Below are 23,585 nucleotides of genomic sequence, written 5' to 3'. Positions count from 1 at the left end.
GAGCATCTTACACCATTCTCAGACCACCCCTGCCCAGTTGTTTCGCCGCCAATCGCTGACCGCAAACGGCTCGCCACCGGCTTCAACACCCGCGCAGGCAACCGCTCCGAAACAGAGCGCGCCGGCAGGTCGTAGCGCAACATCATGCCCCAGCGCCTGCAATCCTTCTGCAGAAGGATGTCCCTGCTCGATTAATAGCTTCCCTCCCTCGCTCCGCCAGCGTGGCGCTGCGATTGCAGCGGCAATATCCTCCCTCCTGCGCAGAATCCGGTCGATGACCTGCAGAAGCGTCTGCACCTGTCCGTCTGCGCCGGGGGTCGCCAGTGCCATCGTTCCCCAACCTGACTGCACGATCGCGGGGGCCAGCGTATGCACAGGCACACGCCCTGGGGCCCAAGCGTTGGTGCCGCTGGTAAAACCACCAGCTCGGTTGTTCAGCACAATCCCCAGTTCCGGCACGAAAATGCAGGAACCGAAATCGTCGAACACACTGATCAGAGACGACACTACCATCCCGCTCCGGTCCGCGACTGACACACCGGCTGTATGCAGATAGGCCCGTGGCCCTCCACGACGCGATGCCCGTGCGGGATCAACCTCCAGCATCACGTCAAGCAAATCCTGTCCTTCTGAGGCTCTGTCCCGGTATGCAAAGGAGGCTTCCGTCAATTCGACGGCAATATGATCTGCCTGCAGGTCGTCATGCGGGGTCCATCGGGTGAAATTCCGTAACGCCATGCCCAGCAGAATACCCTGTGTCGGCGGGGGCTGCACAAATACCTTTGTTGCTTGTGGTGTGTCACGGCCGAGCGTCACAGACAAAGGCCGCGTTACATGTGTGGTATGGGCAGCCATATCCTTCACATCCATTGCACCACCATAGGTCGCTATACGCCGGGCGATACTGGCCGCGATATTTCCCCCATAGAAACATTGTGGTCCCTGCGCTGCAAACTGCCTCAACAGCGCGGCAAGTGCGGGCTGGACGAAAAGCTGACCGGACGGCAACCCCACAAGCTGCCAGTCTCCCGCGCCATTGCGCCGCAGCCGAGCGTCATGTGCCACCACGGTCTGTTCCAGCGCACAAGGCAGAACAATCCCTTCTTCCGCCAAGCGGATAGCCCGGGCAAGGATCGTGGAAAATGGCAGACTGCCCCATCGCGTATGCATTTCCGCCCATGCCCCGGCTAAACCTGGCACCGTAATGCTGTTAGCGCCCTCGTCGGCATGCTTCAGAGCCTGACGCGGCGTGGCGCCAGCCCCACTTATCGCGTGAATTTCGGTAGCATCCGCCACAAGCGCAAACTGGTCCCCGCCGACCCCGCATGCGTCGGGAGCCACCACACATAAGACAGCCTGCGCGGCAATCGCGGCATCCACGGCATTGCCCCCCTGCGCCAGGGCATCCTGCCCGGCGGAGACAGCCAGAGGATGTGCGGCCGAAACAGCTCCCGATGGCCCGGATATAGCCGGTCGCACGGTTGAAGAAAACCCGTCGGCAATATGCCAATGCTGGTATCTCATACCCCTGTGTGTCATGCGTTAGACTGCCGTGTACCCGCCGTCGACAACGAACGATGTTCCAGCCATGTAGCGCCCCGCTGGCGACGACAATAACAGGACAAGCGCTGCCACTTCGTCCGGCGTGCCGTGCCGGCCCAGCGGAATCTGCCGGTCAATGAGCTGACGTTTTTCATCGGGATCTCGCTGGTAAGACCAAAACGGATCATTAAACGGCGTCTCGATCCATCCAGGCAAAACGCAGTTGATGCGTATCCCCTTAGGGGCCAGCTCCGCTGTCAGACTGCGTGCAAGACCGGGCAATGCCGCCTTGGTCGCCTGATAGGCCGACATCCCGGCATGACCCTTGATGGCTCCCGTCGAGGAGATGAACACCACACTCGGGTTATCAGATATTGCAAGAAAAGGTGCCGCTACCTGAGTGAAGAAGAACGGCATCTTGAGATTGAGCGCCACGGTGCGATCCCACATCTCGTTTGTCCAATCCGCTAGGGAGGCAGACATCATGACCGCTGCCGTCACCAACAACGTGTCGACGCCTCCAAAACGAGATACCGCCAGATCAACCGCTTCCTGTGGTACAGCAGGATCAGCCAGATCGCGCTGGAGAAACACACATTCGCCGACATATACCTCATTTGCCACGGCTTGCGCCTGCTCGCGATGATCGATCAGGAGGACGTTATCCCCCCGCGTCCGAAATTCCCTCACGCAGGCACGCCCGATCCCGGTTGCACCACCCGCCACAATTACAGTCGCCATTGTCCTGCAATCCTCAGTGTTTGCTAGTAAGCAAGATTGGCAGAGAGGTCAGTCCCCGCAGACCCGGATGCAGCCGCAGCGTCGAAAGACCAGCCATTTCAAGCCGATCCACCTTTTCCGCCAGTGCCCGGAAGAAGACTTCTCCCTCCAGTCGCGCCATCATCTGCGCTACACAGACATGAATTCCTACTCCATAGCCGGTCTGTTTGGTGATCCTGCGCTGGATATCAAAATGATCGGGCTCTTCCCACGCCAGCGGATCGCGCCCGGCGGACCCGATCAGTACCAACACCTTTTCATGCTTACCCAACACTTGACCTTCGAACTCGAACGATCCGGTCGTTGTACGGAACAGGCTTTGTGAGGAACTGTCATATCGTGTTGCCTCTTCAAAGGCGGCCCGCGCCAGAGACGGATCCTCCCGCAGGATCGCCCACTGATCCGGATGTTCCGCCAGTGCCCTGAGGCAGAGCCCGATGGAATCAATAGTGGTATCCACACCGGCCGAAAGGAACGAGCGCACCAAAAGCGTTGCCTCTGCATGCGTGATCTCTCCCCGATCAGCGGCCTCGTAAATTGTTGCCCCCAGTCCGTCCATCGTCAGTGCCGAACGCTCACAATGTGCATTGATCCACGCCCCGACTTCCTCTGCACGGGACATCAGTTCGTCATACCAAGGTGTGCGTGGTCCGAACCCGCCAAACACCATTCCCCCATAGACCAGCATGATCTCACGATCGAAGGGAGGCATTCCCACCGCATCGGGAAAGACTGTCATGGGGAACGGCTGTACCAGTTCGGACACTGCCTCTACACGCCCGCGCGCAATAGCGGCATCCACCAGTTCTTCTGCCACACGGGTAAATCCGGTGCGCATTTTCTGCAACGCACCAGGCGTAAAAAGCCGCATCATCACCTTGCGGGTTCGTTCATGATCCGGCGGATCAACTTCAAGAATAATACTGGGTTGTCGCCAATTTGGTTCCTTGAAGTAGTTCGTCAGACCACCACCACCTGCGTTGCAGAAACGCGTGAAATCCATCAATACAGACCGAACCTGCGCATAATGCTGCACAACCCATATTCCGTATTTCTCAAGCCAGACAATGGGCCCCAGAGCTCGAAGCTGAGCATAATACCGGAACGGATCGGCACGAAATTCTTCGGAAAACGGGTCGATATCAGAAACCACCCGCGTATTAGACATCACGTTCATGCACCTTCTCCTGTCATCATGGCCCTGTGCGCGCAGGTGGCGTCTTCATCAATTCCGAAATTCTCTCTCAGAAAGACGCCATATTCCGCCTGCGCGACCGAAGGCGTCACTCTGCCATCCAGCACATCTTCACGGACACATTCCGGGTCCCGTTCATACGGATTGCCGTAACCGCCACCGCCTGCCATCACATGCCTATAGACGTCATTTTCATTGAGTATGATCGGATCAAGCGGCATCGCGGGCAAAGGATATTCCTGCCCTTTCACCAGCAGTAGGTTAGACGCAGGTGCCCCAGGTTTTCCGCCAAACAGCCCATGGGGCGGGTATCTGACCTTGTCAGACCGCACACCAAAATAAATATTATCCTGTAAAATACGATATTCCCGAAGGATGCCCAGACCTCCCCGGTAACGCCCCGCCCCCGCCGAGTCAGGCATAATGCCATACCGCTCAATCCGGATCGGATAGTCTGCCTCAATGATCTCGATAGGAACATTGGCCTGATTGGACGCCATATGCGGCACCCCTTCCTGCCCGTCATGCTGGCTTGTGCCGCCCCATACACCCATGACACATTCGGAGAACACGAATGTCCGCCCCCGATACTGGCCACTGAAACTTGGCAGGGTCGATCCCCCGGCTCCATCCGCCGCCACACGATCCGGCAGGCATGTCGCTAGCGCACCAAACACACAGTCCACAATCCGGTACCCCGTGATGCCCCTACCTCCACACGCCGCGGGATAGGTGCAATTCAGCACTGTGCCTTCCGGCGCGACCACAGTGATGGGCCGTGTATATCCGTGGCAGTTGGGAACGTCGGCGCCCATGACTGAGCGCAACGCGGCGTAGACATTCGACTTGCAGAAGGAGATCGGCGCGTTGATGCCACCTGCGACCTGCTTTGAAGTTCCCGTCCAGTCCGCCGTAACCTCATCACCCTGGACCCGTAGGTTGAGGCGGAACACGACCGGTGGGCCATCTTCGCCTAGCCCGTCGATATGATCTTCGAACGCGTAGACGCCATCTGCGATGCCACGAATGGCGCTACGGGCCAGAAGTTCAGCATAATCGTGCAGAGCCACGATATACTGGCTAATCCGCTCCGAACCGTATCGTCTCAGCATCTCGCCGAACGCACGGTCACCGGCCTGAACAGCAGCACACTGCGCAGCAATATCGGCCAGAACCAGATCCGGCGTGCGCACGTTTGCTGCAATGATGGTGTGTATGGCGCTATCCGCAACACCTCCACGAAACAGCTTCAGAAATGGCAGCCGCAGTCCTTCCTGATGAATGCTGGTTGAACTGAGGGAATTGCTGCCTGGTACCAGCCCTCCCACATCCACATGATGCGCAATTGTGGCAGCCCAGCCACATAGGATCCTGTCATGAAAGAGGGGTTTGACCACATAAATGTCGGGTAGATGCTGCCCGGATGCCAGGTAGGGGTCATTCCCGACGAATACATCCCCCTCAGCGATATCACCCGCATATTGGGCCATGAGATGTTTCATGGCATCATAGAAACTGCCCAGATGCATGGGGGTCGTGAGCCCCTGCGCGATATTCTCCCCCCGCACGTCACACAGTGCCGTGGAAAAATCCATGGCGTCCCTTACGATCGGCGAATGGGCTGTCCGCATGAGGATAATGGCCATCTCGTCGGCGATGGCTTCGAAGCCGTTCTTGATGATTTCAAGAAGCGCACGATCACACTCAGCCATCACGCTTCTCCCTCTCCAATCAGGTCAATCACGACGTTGTTGTTAACGTCCCGCCAAGCCTGACAATCAGGCGGCACAATGGTTGTCCCCTCATATTCTTCGATAATCAGTGGTCCCAGACGTGGCAATGTATTCAACAGATAGCGATGCAGAACAGGCGTGGAAAGAAGCCCGAAACGTGTGCCGAAATAAGCCATGCGGGTCGTTTCTTCCCCGAGCGTGCCCCCTGCCACCACCTTTCTGATCTCGGGGGGCCGTACTGGAGGACGTGACGCCACCACGCGGATGGTAACCAGCTCAATCTGGCCATCTTCATGAACATATCCGTAGCTGCGTAGGTGCTCCGCCATAAAGTCACGGGCGGCAATGGCAATCACATCCTCCCAAACGCTGCTCTGCGGCAGAACGACGCTCAGCTCATACCCCTGCCCCTCATACCTAAGCTGCACGAACCGGGTAATGGTGAGCGTCTCATCATCCCCCATTTCCTCGCGTATCGTAGCCTCAAGTGCCATATAAGCCTGCGAAAGAGCCGCAATACCTGCTGGTTCATCCGGCAGCGGCCGAGCAAACGCGATCGTCCGGCCCATTTCATAATCGGCGAACAGAAGACCAACTGCACTGAATACTCCTGCGCCGGGCGGCACGAGCACGCGCCCAATATTCAACTCGCGCGCAAGTGGTGCGGCATGCATCCCGCCATTTCCACCAAATGCGAGCAGCGTGAAATCACGCGGGTTTCGCCCTCGATACGTCGACACCGCCTTGACCGCCCGCATCATGGTGGCGTTAGCCACGCAATGCACCCCGTAAGCTGCCTCATGCAGGCTCATGCCTGTTTCAACACAGACGGCAGCCTCAAGTGCATCTTTTGCCCGCTGCTCATTTAGCGGCACAGTTCCTGCCGCAAGTGCCTTTGGATTAAGATATCCCAGTACAAGATTGGCATCCGTGACGGTTGCATGTACACCCCCACGATCGTAGCAGGCGGGGCCTGGCATCGCGCCCATGCTCTCGGGGCCGATCTTCACCACCCCTCCAACATCAACACGCACCACACTGCCTCCGCCAGCGCCAACTTCCGAAACATCGATGATCGGGAGTTTCAGAGCATAGCCACCGCCTTTCGCCAGAGCGCTGGACATCGAAATGCCGCCTCCCACCTCATAATCATCCGTTGCCGTCACCCGCCCGCCCTGAATCAGGGATGCCTTGGCTGTCGTACCGCCCATGTCAAATGTAATGATGTCTGAATATCCGGACGCCAGACCCAGCCTTGCCGCCCCCACCACGCCCGCCGCAGGACCACTCTCAACAACAGTGGCCGGACGGGCAATGACCTGAGATACATCCAGAAGCCCTCCGCTGGACTGCATCATCAATAGGCGGCCATCAAACCCTGCCTCCTGAAGTCTTTGCACCAGAGTAGTCAGATACCGGCGCACAACAGGCCCAACATACGCATTGACCACCGTAGTGCTGGTCCGTTCGTATTCCCTGATCTGTGGCAACGTATCGAAACTGGTACAGATGAAGCAGTCTTCAGGTAATTCTTCCCGCAGGATCTGCTCCACCTGCCGTTCATGCGAGGGATCGACATAACTGTGCAGGAAGCACACAGCGACAGCCTCGACGCCCTGATCCGCCAGTTCTCTGGCCACCTGACGCGCAGCTTGCCCATCCAGTGGCAGAACAACCCTGCCTTTTGCATCCAGGCGCTCCGGCACTTCCCGCCGCAGTCGCCGCGGCACCAGAGGTTTGGGCTTACGATAGAGCGGTTCATAAAGCCGTGGCACTCGGATACGCCGCAATTCCAGAACGTCACGAAACCCTTCGGTCGTGACAAGCGCCATTTTCGCCCCTTTGGATTCCAGAATGACATTGGTGGCAATCGTGGAAGCATGCAGCAACTGTCCGAACTGCGACGGCGCTACATGTGTCAACTGAGCCGCAATCTGCCTGAGCCCGACCAAAATGCCTTCCGCATAATCCTGCGGTGTCGAAGGAACCTTGGCCGTCATCAGCACACCCTCACTCGACAGGCATGCAATATCCGTGAAGGTTCCACCAATATCCGCGGCAATCCGATATTCCGTTTTCATCAGTCGTCACACCGGAAAGCCGCGAGCTTGTCTTCGTCAATAGTGATGCCTAACCCAGGTGCATCCAGCGCCAGAATTGACCCATTACGGGTTGGCATCGGTTCCGTTAGAATGTCGTCGTCATAATAGTGCCCAGCGACGCGATAGGGATGCATTCCAGCAGGCGCACTGATGGCAATCACCGCTCCCAGAGACACGGAGGGGCGTGCCAGAGCAAAATGCACATTGGCAGCAGTCCCAATCGCTGATTCAATCGAGCCATTCACATCGCACCGAACCAGCGATGCCTCGGCTAGGTCCGCAACCTTGCAGGCCCCGCTAAAACCGCCCGCCTTGGCCAGATAGATCGAGATACAATCCGCCGCACGAACGCCCAGCACATCAATGGCGTCATTTAAGTCCCAGCAGCTTTCATCCGCCACAATCGGCACAGCCGAGGCACCCGTTACTTCCGCCATATAGCGCAGACCTTCCGTGGGCTGCTCCACAAGACTGACACCCGCATCCACGAGGCGCCGAACTATCGCCAATGCCGACTTTCCATGATCATATCCCTGATTGGCATCAAGGCGCAGCGTAATGTCCGTGCCCAGGCGTTGTCTCAAGGCTCCGATAAGCCGGATATCACGCTCCGCGTCAGTTCCACCTTTGATCTGAAGGCATTCCACACCGTCCTCGACCGCCAGCACTGCTTCTTCAAGCGCGTCCGCCTCCGGCATCAGTCCAACCATATGGGCGACAGGCACGGAATCCCGAACTGCCCCACCTAGCAGCTTGTATACCGGCAAACCAACGGTTTTTCCCCAGGCATCATGAAGCGCAATGCTGACAGCACATTTCGCGTAGACATTCCCCACAGCAACACGATCCATGATCTGTGCCGCTCTGGTCACAGCCGTCACGTCCTGCCCAACCAGCGCCGGGCCGATTACGGTGCGGATGATATTAATGACCGTCCCGATCGTTTCCCCAGCATGACGTCCAAAATCCCCGCCCCAGTCCGGCAGGGGCGTTGCTTCGCCGTAGCCCACGACGCCTCCTTCGGTCGTGATACGAACCGCAACGAAATTTCCCAACTGCCCCAGCATTCCGGCCCAACGGAAATCACGTCGCGTCGGAAGGGAAAAAGGGAAAGCCTCAATAGACACAATCTTCAACTTACCATCTCCGCATTTGCAGACTGACTTCAGACAGAAGAGAGCAACTGCTCCTTTCCGCCACAATTCGCGTGCAGATATCCCTGACCAGAAAAATCTGCGAAAAACCTGTCCCATTATTCTGGAAAAAAGCGTTGTCCTTACGCCGTATTCGCCTCCCGATACGGGACAGACAACGCCGCAATCAGCAACGCCGCGCAGGAGAGCCCCCAATATGCAGACCAGTGCGTCAGAGCCAGATAGACCGGTGGTGCTGTCAGGCATATCAGGGACGTCAACTGCCCCACGAGCCCCGACACCACACCGATATCTTCCTGTTTTGTAACGAGTGTTGGTAGCTGAGCTGTTGCCGCCCCAGCCATTCCACCGAAGGCCAGCAACCAGCAAATCAGAGCCACCAGGGAAAGGGCAAACGTACCATTCGGGAAAAATAGTACGAAGAGTGATCCTAACCCGAAACAGGCCAGCGACCGATACAAAGCCCGAAAGCGGATCTGCCGTGTCAACACGTATCCGGTCAGAACACCGCCAAGCAGCATCGCGAAAATCTTGGCTGCCGCGATACCGCTGTTCGACATCCCGAGTTCGACACCGTAGATCCTCCCCAGATAGGAAGGAATTATGACACTCACGCCATATGCCACCGCATTTGGCAGAGCCAGAGCCATTGCCAGCCGGATCACAGCCATATCATGGAACAGCAAGCTCAGGCCGCCGCTCACAGCCTTCACATCCACCCGTGCCTTGCGAAGCGGAAGTAGTGCAGCACAACACACCAGGACAGTGAAAATCAGCGCATGCAGCAGGAACGCGTGACGCCACAACGCACCGACGGAAAACGGCACCGCCAGCAAAAGCCCACACGCATATCCTACAGGTCCATACGTAGACCAGAACGAAAGCGCGCGCGTGCGGATATCACCGCCAAGCCATGATACCAGCGCGGATGGACACGTCACCGTCAAGCAACCGAAACCAGCCCCTGTCAGGCACATTCCTGCATAAATTGAAACCCAGCCCGAAGCCCAACCTAGACAGACATCCCCCACAATAACCAGCAATCCGGCCATTACCATGCCAGCCCGAATGCCAATCCGGTCCACCAGACGCCCGATCGGCACACAAGCTAAGGCAGATGGTACGGAGAAAAGAGACAGGGCGAAGCCTGCCTGCGTCGAAGCTATAGCTAGCTCATGCGCAACCCGCGGCAGAAACGAAACAAAAATGCCGATATCCGCCATAGATGCAACGACCATCGCATAACAATACAGCACCAGCGCCAGTGAAGCTGATCGGCCAAGCGCAGACGGGGCGGAAATAGTGTCCATCATATCAGCCTTGCTCCAGCAACCTATTGTTCATCGCACGCCCCAGCAGGACCAGACGGTCATAATTCTCGATCCCGGTCACCTCCTGCCGATCGCTGTCTAGCCGAAACAGCTTGCGGTCCCCGGGACGATATTGCGGCCAGTGCGGCAGCCCGCTCCCATTCGGGTCGCCTGATCTGGCGAAATTCGACCAGTATCCAGACATGACACGCATGAGATGCTCCTGTTCCTGCCTTCGGGCGGCTTCGACGAAACGATGTGTTCCGAAAACGAAACCGATTTCTGCGCCATGGAAAGCTCCCAGACCATCGCCCTTTCCGCCCTGCGCATGATCGCTACCAAGCGGCGAGCGGGCGTAACGATAGTCAAAACGATAGGCAAAACTCGGCGCAACGCGGGCCATGATCATGGACAGCGCAATGCTGTTCCAGTTGAACACCACATCTCCAAATATCTCATGCCCCATATCTGGAGGTGTGGAATGACCTTCCTGCTCGAGCACCCGCAGAACATCCAGACTCTGAGCACCATAGAAATCCTTCACCGCCAAAACGAACCCGGCCTGTGTGCCCCCTCCCAAAGGCGGGAAAACCATGCCTTCATCGTGGTTATGTCCCGCCATAACCGGAACACGCGCACAACGGCCGGAGGCCATCATCGTGTAGGGATGATCCGGCACCAACCAACCATCAATCGCCGGATAGAACTGCCAGCTGAAACCATAAGCCTCGACAATTTTCCGGGCCGGAATTTGTCGTAGTGCCGTGATGTCTGTCGCCCCGACCCTGTAGGCAAAGGCCGACCCGAGTTGCTCCATCTCGGAGGTTCGGCCAAGCAGGATATTGGAAGAAGGCTGCCCCAGAGGCGCCCCGCTTTCGGCAATTGCCCGCCCAAACAACCCTCGGGACTGCGGCATCACCAGATGGTAGCCAACACTGAAAGCTCCGGCGGACTGTCCGAAAATCGTGACCTGATCCGGATCACCACCAAATTCGGCAATATTGTCCCGCACCCATCGCAGGGCCGCTATCTGATCCATCAGGCCATAATTGCCCGATACGCCGTGCGGGGATTCACGTGCGAGATCCGGATGGGCGAAGCTTCCAAGAATTCCCACGCGATAATTGATGGACACGACAACCACATCTTCAGCAGCCAGTCGTGCACCGTCATAAAGCGGATCTTCCGTCGTCCCCATGATAAACGCTCCGCCATAAATCCAGACCATGACCGGTCTCAGACGACCATCTGAAGGGGGAGCCCATACGTTCAGCGTCAGGCAGTCCTCGTTCATATGACTGGGGATGAAGCCACCCACTGAGTCCGTCTTGCTAGAAGGCGCCCAAGGACTGGCACCAAACTGAGTAGCTTGCCGTATTCCTTCCCAAGGCCGTACCGGCTGGGGAGGCTTCCACCGCAATTCTCCGACAGGAGGTGCCGCATATGGAATGCCCAGCCATGCCGTGACACCTGGCCGGATCGTGCTCCTACCAGCTATGTGCCCGGACGTCGTTTTCCGAACTGGAATCTGCCCCCCTCCGAGCCCTACCAAAGCAGCGCTCCCCGCGACCAGAAACCCCCTGCGTCCGAACTGGCAGTCCATCATGCGCTTCCTCCCCGTCTTCTGACGTCAAAACCCAGCTGATACCGTTGCCATCGCCATGAAGGGTGTAGAGACATAGTAAGTTGGCGAACCAGAAGCCGCGATGGCGGTACCATACACTCCAGTCGCCGCCGTGGCATTCGACTTCACGCTGTAAGTTCCGGAAAGATAATGATTATTCGCCAGATTTATGATGTTCAGGCGAATTTCCGGGTTCTTCAACGGACCGATATTGTGCAAACGATAACCTGCCGTCATGTCAGCCTGCACATACGGATCAATGGATGCATCATTCATGAGCGTGGAGTACTGCCGTCCCACCCATTTAATGCCCACATTGCCGAACAGGTGCCCATTGTCGTAATCCAAGCCAAAACCAAGCTGGTATTTTGGGGCACCCGTAGCTGTCTTACCTCGGGTAGGTAGTGCATCGTTGCCAACTCGCAGGTTATTGTCGAGCTTGGCATCCAGGTATTCAGCAGAGGCATAGGGACGGAAATGATATATGGGCGCCGTTCCCAATTCGATATCGACGCCTCTTGCATGCTGCCCACCACCGTTGATCTGTGATGGAATCTGCTGATTGCCGTTATAAACGACCGTGCTAATCAGACGGTTCGTGAAGTTATAATTGAAAAAGCTCACACGAGCCATCAGCACGTCGGAGGTGTAGCGATACCCAATTTCTTCCGAAATTGAATATTCTGGCTTCAGGCTTGCATTGCCAGTTCCCGACACAGCACCATTGTAAGTGCTTTCAAACATCGCATTGGATGTAGGTGTCCGAAAAGCGGTGTTTCCATTGACGAAAATCTGATGATGTTTGTCAAATGTATACGTCATCCCCACAGTCGGTAAGGGCTCGGCCGTGTTGGTCTCGATATGATATGGTGTCCCGGGGAGAGAGTTCACGCCTTGCCGATTGACCATCGCTTCCCGGAAGCCTGCGCTGAGCTTCAGCTTGTCATGCAGGAGGGACAACGTATCCCCAATATACAAAACGTGCGTCGTCACATACGAATGCGAAGCCATCAGATAAATCGGCTGACCACTCGACGTGGTATAGTAATTACTGTCCCCCCAGGCGTTCAAAGGTGCACCAGTTGCACTCACCCGACCATACTGTGAAAACAGATTATCATTTTCATACTGGAACCAATAACCGAACGTCAGGGCATTATGCCCAGCGGTATAAACCATATTCGTGTTGAAACCTGAGCGGGAGGTCTGTTCGATATAGGGTTCATAAACCATGGATGAACCACCGATCTTACCATCCCCGTTCAGATCGACCTTATAACTCGTAAGCCCGCTATAAACCGCACTCTCGGAAACTACCCCCCCAAAACCCGTCGTGCCATAATTGTAATACGTATATGGTGTAAAATTAAACGTCAGCGCCTTACTTAGCTTAAGCTTCGTAGGCAATGAAACAAGGAGCGCCTCATATGGATTTGAATGCAGTTTATAGTATTTTGTATTCGTACCGTTTACGTAATTAGCATTATAATTATAGCTCGAACCCGCTAAAAATTGCGCTTTGGTCGGATAAGCATAATTCGAGATATCAGAGTTACTGTAGGAGATCGTTAGCTTAGAGTGGCTTTCCGCACCCCAGTCCTTCAGGAGCCCAAGATCGAAATGTGTTTTTGAATCATGACCCGCTCCACGCGTGTGATTTCCCTCCGACTGAGAAACGGACATAAACATCCTCAGCCCGGAACGGCCGATATCACCCGTATCCACACGTGCAAATCCACGCGCCATATCATACGAGCCACCTGTCGCATCTGCCATCACATGAAAATGATGAGACGGATCACGCGTGAAAATTGTTACCACGCCACCTGACGCATTAACAGTCGGGGTAGAAATATCTGGAGAACCCTGCTCCAGGCGGATCCGCTCCTGATTTTCCGTGTCTGCCCACTCTGACGGATTAACTTGACTGTTGTAGGAGCTGGTGACCGGGATTCCCTCATAGACGAACCCCATCTGGGAAGAATCAAGCCCCCGAACAGAGAAACCGCCGCCGCCAAACTGCATGTTAAACGGGTCAGATGATGCTGCATTTGCACCAGGAGTCAGTTTCAGCATCTGAAACGTCGACTGAGTAGGAGACTGCTTGGCAATGAAGTCACGCGACACTGTGCTGATGGACTTGTCCGCAGTCTCACGCGTGATCAGCCCACCGCCAAATTGACGTCCGGTCACACCGGTGGCCGAAATTTCCGGATCGCTGTGAACTTTCAAATATTCGGTCTTATCGTTTGGGACCGAGGGCTTTTTCTGATCTTCTGCCGTCTGCGCATCAACAGGAGACACATGCGTGATCACTATGACGCATCCTGCCAACAAAAGAAACTTTCTACTACAACGCATTTCCGTTCCTCCACTTCTTGTAAGAAGTAAAAATTCACCACCTAAAAGAAACCCAAAATTCACCACAAATTTTCTAATATGGAAGAATATTCCGCTCACCTAACCGCCCAAGAATTATTTTTTAAAAAAATTATAAATAAATATTTTACTTATAAATTTTAATTATTTGCGATACAAATTACAATTATATAGTTTCTTCAAGAAAACACTTGAATACACATCAATTCATCTCGAATACGACGACTTATCACCCAATATTCCGCGGCATGTACCTCATGAATCTCTACTTTTTCTGCCGTACAATTCAAATTATGGTGTCCATACGCCTCGTCAATGCAGAGCATTGCCGGTAACACGCATTCCGTCGTATTCGACTTCAATGTTCCGAAAACTCATCTGAATACCCAACCGCATAAGACTGACGCCGTTTGTGACGTTGATTCTGCACATGCTGTCTCCGTGCGGGTGAAAGATCAGTCCGGGCATATTCAGGAGTTCCATGCATTGAAAAGACACTTGAAAGCGACGGCAATGCCACAAGCGCAATTGTCGCGATCTCAGAACGAGCTTGCATAGTTCCAACAAGTCTTGCAAGCATAATGTTCGTATAAAGACTTCATGTTCGCATAGAAAACAAAAAACCACTTTCCTCACCCTTCAGGAAAAGGTCGAAGGTAATATATCGCCAACATCAAGAATGTTCTGATGTCATTGAAAGAGCAGCAGATTAGACACAAACCAGCTACACGCTGGATCATCTGGAAAACAAAGGAGCAAGCCGATGACATTCACATCACAACTTGTGTCGATTCGGTATCGTTCGGATATGGAAAAGGCATCGCATAATGTTGCTGAATATAAGCGACAGAGAATACCAGGGCCGACTGTTCGTCATTACAAACAAGAGAGACTTTGCCCTCTCTCGGAAGGAAATAAAAAGCCTACTCAAGAATAACCTGAAGCTCTCATCCCCTCCTTCCTGACCAACTCAACTGACAGGATCTGACATGAAACGTCTCTCTCTCTCCTTCTCTCTCCTGGCGCTTACAGCCACTTTCACAGCATTGCCCTGCAAAGCCGCCGAAATGGTGTCATCCTTCTATGGCTGGACTGCTTCCATCTCGGCGGCCTCAGGAACCCTGCTCCGGAAAGAGCCTCTCAAAACCAGCTGGCTTCCCGCCGACACGGGCACTGCGTTCAAGATACTCTACAGTTCCACGGATGGGATGAATGCCGCTCACAAGGTCCCAGTTTCGGGTTATATTCTCTTCCCGGCAGGCCCCGTTCCAAAGGAGGGGTGGCCTCTGGTCATCTGGGCACACGGTACCACAGGTGTGGCCGATATCTGCGCGCCGTCCTGGATGGGACCGCGCCCCAGAGACCAAGCCTATCTCAATACCTGGCTCAAACGCGGCTTTGCCGTAGTAGCGTCCGATTATCAGGGATTAGGCACCCCAGGCACGCATCCCTATCTCCTTTACCGCCCCGAAGCCTACAGCCTACTCGATGCAGCCCGGACCGTACTTGAGCACTACCCAACAATACAGAACAAAATCCTGATCGTTGGTCAGTCGCAAGGTGCCGGTGCAGCCCTTGCTGCCACATGGGCGTTTCCACAATATGCGCCTGACCTAAAGGTGAAAGGTGCAGTGCTGACGGGACTTGTCGCAACGATCCATCAAGACCAACGAAGCACATCGTCTCTGACGGAGAAGCGCTACACAACAGTCAATGCAATGGATCCAGCCTTCGCCACACTTCGGCTAGCTGGGACGGATCAGGCTATCCATCCAGAAGTTGACCTCGCTACGCTGCTTTCTGAAAACGGGAAGAAAATGTTAGTCGTTGCCCAGAACGGCTGTCTACATGACCTGTTCGATGCCGCAAAGAAATTTGGAATCAAAACCGGTAAAGAACTCCTCTCCGCAGACATCACATCCTATGATCAGGACATGGACCACTATTTTGAACTCCCGAACGGACATGTCACTGTCCCCGTTTTACTCGGGACCGGATTGGCTGACGCAATGGCTGGAACCAACGGACAATACGAGGCCGCAACGGCATTGTGTCGAGCTGGCACCATCGTTCAATGGCACAAATACCCCGGCATTACCCATAACGGCGCGGTTAATTACTCGCTACCAGATTCCGAGACCTTTATGCGCAACATCATGGCAGGTCACCCCATTGCCTCTTCATGTCAGTACCTGACCCCGCCAGGACCTATTCAGCAGCCTCTCACAGGCATTCCCTTCAACGAATAACATCAAGAAGGCCAGAGGAGACCACCCATGAGTACTCTAACTAACCACTCCCCTGCTGTTGCAGAGCCTTTGAGCTGGTCCGTGGAGACGCTTCTGGCTCGCCCCGGTCACGAGAGACCACTTTTCAACCAGCGCATCACCATACGAAATGGCAAATTCGCCCCACTTTCCACGATAGCAGATCCCAGTAGTGGAGCCGGCAAAATCGCGCTCCCTGCTTTCGCCAATGCTCATGATCATGGGCGAGGTGTTCCAACACTCTCCGTTGGCATCCCCGATGCCCCACTTGAGGTCTGGCTCTCCCGCTTAGGCGTAGAACCCCGAATGCGAGCTTATCTAAACGCTGCCTGTGCTTTCGCCCGGATGGCCGAAGCAGGCATCGGATCTGTCGTGCACTGCCACAATACCCAGAACGGTCGTGCTCTTCTAGAAGAGGCACGAGGGGTGGCGGCAGCCGCACATGCTGTCGGTATACGAGTGGCGTTCGCGGTTCCTTTCGCAGGCGAAAATCCTCTAGTTTACGGCGCAGACACCAAACTGGCAGAGTACTTTCCCCAACCTGACCTCTACCCTCAGCTCTCTACCACACGATATCGTCGGACACTGGGGGAAGGTCTTGCCATCACGGAGGCCTTGGCCGAACTAGAGAGTGACACCTTTACTATCCAGTTCGGCCCCGTAGGCCCACAATGGGTTGACCGAAAAACCCTCGAAACGCTCAGTGCACGATCCGCCGAGACCGGACGCCGCGTGCATATGCATTTCCTCGAGACAAAGCTCCAGCGCGACTGGGCAGATGCACATTTTCATGAAGGGATTATCCACTATCTTGACCGGATCGGTCTACTCTCTCCACGCCTGACGCTTGCCCATGGCTGCTGGCTCCGCGATGAAGAACTGCAAATTTTAGCTGAACGCGGGGTCATCGTCTCCTGCAATGTTTCATCCAATTTCCGACTGTCTTCTGGATTCCCACCCATCACAGGCCTATTGCGACACGGCGTCCGTTTCGGAATCGGACTGGATGGGATGTCACTCGAAGATGACGAAGACATTCTGCGCGAAACACGCCTACTCCGCGGCATTACCCAATCTCTCTGTCCGGGAGCAGAAGCTGGCATCATATCGTCAGACAATCAGGAGCGGCTGCTAACTCAGTATTTTGACGCATTGTTTCGCGGAGGGAGAGAAGCCATAACTGGTTCTGATGGAGGAGGCATCATTCGTGAAGGAGCTCCGGCAGACTTCGTCATCGCTCGCACAAACAGGATCATGCGTAACAGGATACCGGATGCGGCATTACCCGAACTCATTCTGACGCGCCTGACACGACAAGACATCGAAACTCTAGTTGTCGGTGGTAAAACCGTTGTCCATAACGGGCGCTGCACCGGCGTGTCGCTGCCCGATCTAGAAAATGAACTGGACACGCTCATTCAGAAAGCGCTCTCGCAAGTGACAGACCTCACTCCTGTGATCAACCGCGAATGGGAAGATGGCATCCGGCGTTATTACCAGTCAGACGCACACTGTCAGAACACCGTACCTTCATCATGAGCGAAGTCCAACGTCTGTATATCCTTCTGTGTGGTTACGAAATTATTCCCAAGGCCATATCGGTGCGAGGAGCAGACGAGCGCTTCATTCTAAGTGAGCCCGTCTGCGCCTACCTGCTAAAAACTTTCTATGGCTGGGTTTTGCTGGACACAGGAATTGATCCGCTACACATCACTAACCCCGTCAGACAGCAGGCTTATTTCACCATGCATGGTATGTTGCCGCCCATCGTCAGAAAGCAGCACCATCTGGAGCGTCAACTTTCTCAGATCGGCATTCAGCTTTCAGACATTCCGTGGATTATCCTGTCACATCTTCACTTTGACCATACTGGATACCTCAAATACTGCCCGCACGCCCGTGTCTCGGTACAAAAGCGGGAATACGATGAAGCCCGGAACAGTACGTGTCTCGGCTACATCAAGGAGGATTTCACATCTCCAAGCATCCAATGGGATTTTCACGAAGGGGACTGGGACGCTTTTCCCGGCCTAACATTATTGGAGACTAGTGGCCACACACCCGGTCACCAGTCCGCCCTCATTCAGCTTCCGAAAACCGGTCCCTTTATACTGACTTTCGATGCAGGAGACCTAAGGGAAAATTTCGAACACACCAGACCTCCTGGATCAGTCACTTACGAAGTAAATGCACTGAAGTCAATTCAACGCCTTAATGCGCTCGCATCAGAGCTCAATGCGAAAATAATTCTTTTCCATGACCCCAACGAAATTCAGAATGTACGCCTGTTTCCTGACTATTATGCCTAACTGTCTTGTTGCAGAACGTCATTGGAATCAGGTAGGTGAGCTATCGCGGATAACGCGTGGCGCTTTAGCCCCGTCAGTGATGAGGTGCTGTGATGATGCAGATCCACCCCCGCGGTGCGAGCAGAGATCGCACGATCCACCGAGCCTACGAGCGTCGTTGCCAAGCGCTATGGCATCAGCGACGAAACCGTCCGCAAATGGCGTAAGCGCGGTGAGCAGGCGTGTCACGGTTTAGTTCCGAACCTTCAGAACCGAAGATGGTCGTGAAGGGGAATTGGAATGGGACGAGTTTACAAGGCTAAGTTCAGACACGAGGCAGTCTAGTTTACCCCCCGAAAGCGACATTTTTTGGATATCATCCGCTCTACGACTTATGTCCGGAATCTGCACAAGCCTCACAGCCGCCCGACCTCCCGGCAGATCCCCAGAAGATGCGCGAGCTTCTGATTGAGCACGGCGCCCAGAACAATGACGCCTTCCAGAATATGGGCCGCCTCACTCTCGGCTTTCAGACCATCGAGCCTGCTGCGGAGCAGATAATGCTCAAGTTCCACCAGTCGCACCACCTCATGCAACCCTGCGTGCAACTCCTCCAGTCGAGGGTCCCGGTGAGAGGACAGGGACAGGCCATGCGCATCGTCGGTCATGAAAACCCCTTGAACAGAACAGTCGGGATATGCGAGCATCCCGCGATGACCTACGAGGCTCCGCGTCACCGTTTGATGCAGAAACATACGTTTATTCGACTATATATTCAAGCGTGTTTTCGCCTAAATACGGACATCTCTGGTTCAGGATGTCTGCATGGCTCGATCACGCCCCCGAAAGCGCCCCCTCATGGATGACCAACTTACCCTCCTCCGCGAGCGCGGCGAGCGCCTGCGTCAAGCCGCCCAAAGCATCGGCATCACCCACGCCGCCAAGGCCGCAGGCGTCCCCTATACGACCCTGCGGGATTATATGGGCGGTAGCGAGATGAAGCTGTCGGCTGTCGCGTCCCTCGCCCGGGTTTGTGGCGTCTCCCTGGACTGGCTTGCTTTCGGCGTTGGGGATGCCTCCATCACAGCGTCTCATGCAGCAGGCTCCTCTGAACCCCCGACGCGTGGCGGCCACCAGACTGTCATCCCCTGGATCGATGATCGCGATGAGGGTCTGCGCGTCAGCAAAGCCTGGCTTGAAGCCACCGTCGCACGTGAGACGACCGGATTAAGACTGATCAGCGTGACAGGCGACGCCATGACACCCACCCTGCGGGAGGGCGACCTCGCCATGATTGATACGGCCAGCGTCACCGTTCAGGGCGGTGCTGTCTTTGCCTTACGGGTCGAGGGCAACATTCTCATCCGTCGTCTTGAGCGACGTCTGGGCGGCGGGATCCGTGCACTCGCCGATCATGATCGCTATCCCCCGCAGGATCTCTCACCAGACGAAGCGCAGGCCCTGACACTTCTGGGGGAAGTGATCTGGTCAGGCGGACCGCTGGTCAGTTAGGCTTGCCCAGGCAGATAGAAACGTCTTATGCGATTAATCGCGCCATTCTATATACGAATAATCATTGACTAAGGCGATTCGTCGCCTATTATGGCCTGAGATTCACCGCCCTATCGGGTATCTCAGGAGGCCGCCATGTCCGTTATCCTCTCTCTCCCCTGCCCGTTGACCGAACTGTAACGCTCCTCCTGCCCTTTCGCCATTTCACGAGAGCATGCGGAACGTCTGTTTCGGAGAGCGTCATGGACCAGAAAGATATCGACTTCGAGAAGATCAAAGAGCGGCTTGTGCTCTTTGCACGGCGGCCTGAAGACCTCCTGATCGCCTCCGTGATCTGTGTCATTCTGGCCGGACTTCTGCCTTGTGCCCACCGCCATGTCGAACGCGATATGGCGTCCTATCAGCAGATGGGCTTCAGCGGCTTTCATGTTCTTGGCTTCCTGCTCTGGATCACGATTGCCGCCTTCGCAGCCTCCATCCTCAGCCGGGTACGGGCAAGCTTCAATGTCCCACGTGGAGGGATCGAAGAACCGTTGGTTGATGCGCCTGGCTCGTGATTTCAGGCTTTTGGCGATTTGATTGACGGTTTTTGGGGGAGCTTTTGATCTGCGTTTTGAGCAGATCGGGGACTGCTCTCCCGCTGGATGACTATGCGCTCGCGTTCAATCTTTCGAGGAAGAGGAAGCGGCGCATGTTGTAGACGATATTGGCCAGCCCGATCCTCATGGTGGCCCGGGTGATACCGACAGTTCGGATGAACAATCCCGTCTGTGATTTCTGGTCGGCAAAGACGTGCTCGACGCGCGATCGGATCACGGACTTTCCAGCATTCGATTTCTGGATATGTCGGGGCATAGGCTTGAGATGCGGCTTTTTTCTGTGAACCTTTGAGACAAAACCCTCTTTGTCCATGAAGTCCTCATTCGCTTTCGAGCGATAAGCTGTATCAGCCCAAACGCTTGAGGCCGTATTGGTTTTATCTAACAGCCCCTCTCTCAATCGCGCACCATCACTGGCGGCGGCATCCGTCGTCTTCCATTTTCGGATGAACCGAAACTTCCGGTCGATGGAGACGTGGGATTTGTAGCCAAAGAACGGGATGGCGAGATCGCTCGACGGTATGGTTCCATCGTCCTGCCGCTTCGCCTTCGTGAACTTAAGTGTCCATCGTGCATGACGATCCTTATGCGACATCTTTGCGGGCTTGTCCTGCCAGTCTTCTGGAATACGTCCTGCCCGGAGATCCGCTTTCTCAGCCTTCGTATTGCGCTGCTTTGGAGCAGCCACCAGTGTTGCATCCAGGATCTGGCCGGACATCGGGAGATAACCGGCGTTCCGCAGGGTCGCGTCAAATCGGTCAAACAGCCTTTCAATGGCACCCGCCTGTGTCAAACGCTCACGAAACAGCCAGACCGTTTTGGCATCCGGCACGCGGTCCGACAGCCCCAATCCCAGAAAGCGCATGAACGACAGGCGGTCGTTGATCAGATACTCTGTCCGTTCATCAGACAAAGTGTTCAACGTCTGGATGACCAGAATTTTGAACATCAGCACCGGATCAAACGGCGGACGTCCGCCTTTACTTCCGTCTGAATAGGCCAGAGCCAGCTCCAGATCAGGGCGGAACACCTCAAAATCCACAGTCCGGGAAAAGGCCTCCAGCTGATCGCCAAGCCCGCTCAGCCGAGCAAGGCGCTCTTCAACATCAAAGAAACCAGGCTGCTTCATCTTCCACCATCCCCAATCAACGCCGAAGAAATGGAATCACACAGAACAGCTCAGAGCCAAGGGTTTTTCGAACCCTCCACCTGCGAGAACCGCCTGACGATCCGACGGGATGTTCTGGAAAAATCCGTGCTCAACGGTCTGCGAACCCAGATGATGGACCCTGCGCTCTTCAGGGAATTCTGTGAGGAGTTCACACGTGAGGTTAACCGGCTGCGGATGGAGAAAGGGGCCGATCTGGTCGCTCTGAAATCCGAGCTCCCCAAAATCGAGCGTGAACTGGACAAGGCCATTCAGGCTATTCTTGATGGCGTCCCGGGATCACGCCTCAAAGACCGCATCGGTCAACTTGAAACCCGCAAGGCCGAGATAGAGGAACGACTGGCGGAAGCCCCTTCCCCGCCGCCTCTGCTGCATCCCAACATGGCGGAGCTGTATCGCCAAAAGATCGCGTCTCTTCACGCCAGCCTGCAAAACGAGGCCACCGGGACGCAAGCCAGAGAAGCGATTCGTTCTCTGATCACGCGGATCCGCCTCATTCCGGAGAATGGGGAGCTTGGGATTTTTCTTGAGGGTGATCTGGCGGCGATGCTGGGCTTCGCTGTCCACAACAAAAAGAACGCCAAGCGTCATCCGGACGCTGGCGTTCTCGAGAAGTTCTTAGTGCAGGATACATTGGTTGCGGGGGTAGGATTTGAACCTACGGCCTTCAGGTTATGAGCCTGACGAGCTACCGGGCTGCTCCACCCCGCGGTGGTATTGGTGATGTTGGTATTGTGGGAGTGGTGAGTGGGCTAGGGGACCTGGCGGCGACCGACTTTTCCGCACCTTGAGGTGCAGTATCATAGGCGCTGAGGGATTTCACGGCCGAGTTCGGGAAGGGATCGGGTGTAGGGCCCTCGCAATGGCCACCAGGTCTTCTAGCCCACCCAGTCTTTTTGAGAGTGGGTGGAGGTTGGTGTTTTATGAGTGTGGCTGATTTCTGTGCATGTGTTTGATGTGAGAAGTATGAGCGATTAGGACCGGTTAGCTGCATGCATTACTGCACTTTCACACCCGGCCTATCAACGTGATGGTCTGTCACGGCTCTATGAGACCTCGTTTTGAGGTGGGTTTCCCGCTTAGATGCTTTCAGCGGTTATCCCGTCCACACTTAGCTACCCGGCTGTGCCACTGGCGTGACAACCGGTGCACCAGAGGTATGTTCATCCCGGTCCTCTCGTACTAGGGACAAATCCTCTCAAGTCTCTTACACCCACGGCAGATAGGGACCGAACTGTCTCACGACGTTCTAAACCCAGCTCACGTACCACTTTAATCGGCGAACAGCCGAACCCTTGGGACCTGCTCCAGCCCCAGGATGTGATGAGCCGACATCGAGGTGCCAAACCTCCCCGTCGATGTGGACTCTTGGGGGAGATCAGCCTGTTATCCCTAGAGTACCTTTTATCCGTTGAGCGATGGCCCGTCCACGTGGGACCACCGGATCACTATGGCCGACTTTCGTCTCTGCTCGAACTGTCATTCTCGCAGTCAGGCGGGCTTATGCCATTGCACTCGACAGCCGGTTTCCGACCGGCCTGAGCCCACCATCGCGCGCCTCCGTTACACTTTGGGAGGCGACCGCCCCAGTCAAACTGCCCACCATGCAGGGTCCCGGACCAGGCTTACTGGTCTCGGTTAGACATCAGAAAAATTCAGGGTCGTATTTCAAGGGTGGCTCCACCGGTGCTGGCGCCCCGGCTTCAAAGCCTCCGACCTATCCTACACAGGATTTTCCTGATGCCACTGCAAAGCTGCAGTAAAGGTTCATAGGGTCTTTCCGTCTGACCGCGGGTACCCCGCATCTTCACGGGGAATTCAATTTCGCTGAGTCGATGCTGGAGACAGTGGGGAAGTCGTTACGCCATTCGTGCAGGTCGGAACTTACCCGACAAGGAATTTCGCTACCTTAGGACCGTTATAGTTACGGCC

Annotated in this window: 18 protein-coding genes, 1 tRNA gene, 2 rRNA genes and 1 pseudogene (1 of these 22 cut by a window edge); 6 read left to right on the top strand and 16 right to left on the bottom strand. The window is 55.3% G+C overall.

The features are described 5' to 3' along the window. Nucleotides 1-18: 18 nt before the first annotated feature. The 10 genes from M2305_RS10825 to M2305_RS10780 all read right to left on the bottom strand — a co-directional run bounded on the left by M2305_RS10825 (nucleotide 19) and on the right by M2305_RS10780 (nucleotide 14,287). Nucleotides 19-1,524: a gamma-glutamyltransferase gene (locus tag M2305_RS10825; protein WP_211499262.1), complete on the bottom strand. Its 1,506-nt coding sequence runs from the start codon at nucleotides 1,522-1,524 to the stop codon at nucleotides 19-21. An 18-nt stretch (nucleotides 1,525-1,542) separates the two neighbouring features. Next, complete coding sequence (locus M2305_RS10820) at nucleotides 1,543-2,283, bottom strand: SDR family NAD(P)-dependent oxidoreductase (RefSeq protein WP_211499261.1); 741 nt, start codon at nucleotides 2,281-2,283, stop codon at nucleotides 1,543-1,545. A 13-nt stretch (nucleotides 2,284-2,296) separates the two neighbouring features. After that, a complete protein-coding gene (locus tag M2305_RS10815) occupies nucleotides 2,297-3,499 on the bottom strand; it encodes a cytochrome P450 (protein ID WP_211499260.1) in 1,203 nt (400 codons plus the stop codon). Further along, entirely contained in the window at nucleotides 3,496-5,229 is a 1,734-nt protein-coding gene (locus tag M2305_RS10810; protein ID WP_264649340.1) for a hydantoinase B/oxoprolinase family protein, read from the bottom strand. The genes M2305_RS10815 and M2305_RS10810 overlap by 4 nt, the downstream gene beginning before the upstream one ends. Next, entirely contained in the window at nucleotides 5,229-7,331 is a 2,103-nt protein-coding gene (locus M2305_RS10805) for a hydantoinase/oxoprolinase family protein (RefSeq protein ID WP_211499258.1), read from the bottom strand. The genes M2305_RS10810 and M2305_RS10805 overlap by 1 nt, the downstream gene beginning before the upstream one ends. Beyond that, entirely contained in the window at nucleotides 7,331-8,479 is a 1,149-nt protein-coding gene (locus tag M2305_RS10800) for a mandelate racemase/muconate lactonizing enzyme family protein (RefSeq protein ID WP_264649963.1), read from the bottom strand. Before M2305_RS10800 ends, M2305_RS10805 begins: the two co-directional genes overlap by 1 nt. Before the next feature lie 149 nt (nucleotides 8,480-8,628). Beyond that, nucleotides 8,629-9,819: an MFS transporter gene (locus M2305_RS10795; protein WP_264649339.1), complete on the bottom strand. Its 1,191-nt coding sequence runs from the start codon at nucleotides 9,817-9,819 to the stop codon at nucleotides 8,629-8,631. A 1-nt stretch (nucleotide 9,820) separates the two neighbouring features. Continuing rightward, complete coding sequence (locus M2305_RS10790; protein WP_211499255.1) at nucleotides 9,821-11,422, bottom strand: carboxylesterase/lipase family protein; 1,602 nt, start codon at nucleotides 11,420-11,422, stop codon at nucleotides 9,821-9,823. A gap of 24 nt (nucleotides 11,423-11,446) precedes the next feature. Continuing rightward, nucleotides 11,447-13,900, bottom strand: a complete 2,454-nt coding sequence (locus tag M2305_RS10785) for a TonB-dependent receptor (RefSeq protein WP_264649337.1) — start codon at nucleotides 13,898-13,900, stop codon at nucleotides 11,447-11,449. Nucleotides 13,901-14,131: 231 nt separating this feature from the next. Next, on the bottom strand, nucleotides 14,132-14,287 hold the full coding sequence (locus M2305_RS10780; RefSeq protein WP_211499253.1) for a hypothetical protein: 156 nt from the start codon (nucleotides 14,285-14,287) through the stop codon (nucleotides 14,132-14,134). Nucleotides 14,288-14,808: 521 nt separating this feature from the next. Between M2305_RS10780 and M2305_RS10775 the strand changes: the two genes are divergently transcribed. The 4 genes and pseudogenes from M2305_RS10775 to M2305_RS10760 form a co-directional block, all read left to right on the top strand. Beyond that, entirely contained in the window at nucleotides 14,809-16,068 is a 1,260-nt protein-coding gene (locus M2305_RS10775) for an alpha/beta hydrolase (protein WP_211499252.1), read from the top strand. A gap of 27 nt (nucleotides 16,069-16,095) precedes the next feature. Further along, nucleotides 16,096-17,625 (top strand): amidohydrolase family protein, encoded by a 1,530-nt coding sequence (locus M2305_RS10770; protein ID WP_211499251.1) that lies wholly within the window; start codon nucleotides 16,096-16,098, stop codon nucleotides 17,623-17,625. After that, entirely contained in the window at nucleotides 17,622-18,395 is a 774-nt protein-coding gene (locus M2305_RS10765) for an N-acyl homoserine lactonase family protein (protein WP_264649336.1), read from the top strand. The genes M2305_RS10770 and M2305_RS10765 overlap by 4 nt, the downstream gene beginning before the upstream one ends. Before the next feature lie 114 nt (nucleotides 18,396-18,509). Next, nucleotides 18,510-18,605 (top strand): annotated as a pseudogene (locus M2305_RS10760) (hypothetical protein); the annotation flags it as partial. A 185-nt stretch (nucleotides 18,606-18,790) separates the two neighbouring features. On the opposite strand, the gene M2305_RS10755 reads toward M2305_RS10760, so the two are convergent. Continuing rightward, complete coding sequence (locus M2305_RS10755) at nucleotides 18,791-19,042, bottom strand: hypothetical protein (RefSeq protein WP_211510326.1); 252 nt, start codon at nucleotides 19,040-19,042, stop codon at nucleotides 18,791-18,793. 157 nt (nucleotides 19,043-19,199) lie between these two features. On the opposite strand from M2305_RS10755, the gene M2305_RS10750 reads away from it, so the two are divergent. Continuing rightward, the gene (locus M2305_RS10750) at nucleotides 19,200-19,886 is read left to right on the top strand and encodes a LexA family transcriptional regulator (protein ID WP_264649335.1); all 687 of its coding nucleotides are present in this window, start codon (nucleotides 19,200-19,202) and stop codon (nucleotides 19,884-19,886) included. A gap of 242 nt (nucleotides 19,887-20,128) precedes the next feature. Continuing rightward, a complete protein-coding gene (locus tag M2305_RS10745; protein WP_264649334.1) occupies nucleotides 20,129-20,443 on the top strand; it encodes a hypothetical protein in 315 nt (104 codons plus the stop codon). Between the two features lie 91 nt (nucleotides 20,444-20,534). Here M2305_RS10745 and M2305_RS10740 read toward each other — a convergent pair whose 3' ends face one another. The 5 genes from M2305_RS10740 to M2305_RS10720 form a co-directional block, all read right to left on the bottom strand. Beyond that, on the bottom strand, nucleotides 20,535-21,614 hold the full coding sequence (locus tag M2305_RS10740; RefSeq protein WP_015075063.1) for an IS5 family transposase: 1,080 nt from the start codon (nucleotides 21,612-21,614) through the stop codon (nucleotides 20,535-20,537). A gap of 318 nt (nucleotides 21,615-21,932) precedes the next feature. Further along, nucleotides 21,933-22,244 (bottom strand): hypothetical protein, encoded by a 312-nt coding sequence (locus M2305_RS10735; protein WP_264649333.1) that lies wholly within the window; start codon nucleotides 22,242-22,244, stop codon nucleotides 21,933-21,935. Between the two features lie 43 nt (nucleotides 22,245-22,287). Next, nucleotides 22,288-22,364, bottom strand: a tRNA-Met gene (locus M2305_RS10730). Nucleotides 22,365-22,412: 48 nt separating this feature from the next. After that, nucleotides 22,413-22,527: ribosomal RNA gene (rrf, locus tag M2305_RS10725) — 5S ribosomal RNA — on the bottom strand. Between the two features lie 80 nt (nucleotides 22,528-22,607). Continuing rightward, a 23S ribosomal RNA gene (locus M2305_RS10720) occupies nucleotides 22,608-23,585 on the bottom strand; it runs 1,759 nt beyond the window's last position.

The sequence above is a fragment of the Gluconobacter cerinus genome, assembly GCF_025961355.1.
Lineage (GTDB): Bacteria > Pseudomonadota > Alphaproteobacteria > Acetobacterales > Acetobacteraceae > Gluconobacter > Gluconobacter cerinus.
Note: the sequence above shows the minus strand (reverse complement) of the source record. Positions and strands in the feature narration are given on the sequence as shown.